1 protein-coding gene and 1 pseudogene are annotated in these 1066 nt (G+C 52.2%); both read left to right on the plus strand.

The annotated features are described in order from the left end of the window. The first annotated feature begins 53 nt into the window (after positions 1-53). A complete protein-coding gene (locus A9513_RS14590; protein WP_255302856.1) occupies positions 54-740 on the plus strand; it encodes an alpha/beta hydrolase in 687 nt (228 codons plus the stop codon). A 17-nt stretch (positions 741-757) separates the two neighbouring features. After that, positions 758-970 (plus strand): annotated as a pseudogene (locus A9513_RS34965) (DoxX family protein); the annotation flags it as partial. Positions 971-1066 lie beyond the last annotated feature (96 nt).

The following is a 1066-nucleotide window of genomic DNA, read 5'->3' on the forward strand; positions in this document are numbered from 1 at the left end:
CTTCAATTGGAAATGCCCGATTGAGGTCATGACAGAGGTAGTGGCGTTGCAGCATGATGCACCTGCTTCAATCCAGTAACCGTGTTGCACTCAGCTTCTGCAACCGCCCCACATCTGGCATCTACTTCCGCAAGAGTTGTAACGCCGTTGATCCCAAAGCCCGTTTGCTTTTGTTGCATGGTGTTGGGTCGAACGAAGTCAATCTGGCGAGCATGGCTGCATCACTGCCGGTGGATCTGGAGGTTCTATTGCTACGGGGCCCCCTACAAACGGGGCCTCAGGGCTTCGCCTGGTATCAGGTCAACTTTACCAGCGACGGCCCTTCGTTCAGCTATACGCAGGCTGAATCCAGCCGGCAGCTGTTGAAGCAATTCCTGGAAGCGCTTCCCTCGTTGCCGACGGTGATCGCGGGCTTCAGCCAGGGTGGGATCATGAGTGCAAGTATCGGATTAACCGAGCCAGAGCTTTTCGCAGGGTTCGGAGTTTTGAGCGGAAGAGTGCTGAGAGAAATCCACACCCAGATTGCTTCTGATGATCGACTTGAGTCGCTCTCAGGATTTATTGCCCATGGTAAGCGGGATGCTGTTCTGCCCAGCAGATGGGCACAGGAAACTGACACCTTGCTGGACCGGATTGGAGTAAAGCATGAGACACATTTTTACGACATGGCCCATGAGGTGATTGATTTGGAAATGGCTGATTTTTCCAAGGGGTTGTCCAAAACGCTGCAACTCACTTAACAACAGGAGATACAATCATGATTGATTCACGCACCGCGCCCTATGCTGCATTCGTGCTGCGGCTGGCACTCGGTATCATGTTCATTGCACATGGCTTGACCAAAGTATTCGTATTTACCCCTGCGGGCACCGCTGGATTTTTTGAATCAGTTGGATTCCCAGGTTTTCTGGCATATCCAGTCATTGCATTCGAAGTGATTGGTGGCGTTCTGCTAGTGCTTGGCGTTTATACTCGGCGGTTGCAGAAGCTGAGTGCAACACGGTTACTGGATTGAAGCAGGTGCATCATGCTGCAACGCCACTACCTCTGTCATGACCTCAATCGG

The organism is Pseudomonas sp. AU12215 (assembly GCF_001675465.2).
Taxonomy (GTDB): domain Bacteria; phylum Pseudomonadota; class Gammaproteobacteria; order Pseudomonadales; family Pseudomonadaceae; genus Pseudomonas; species Pseudomonas nitroreducens.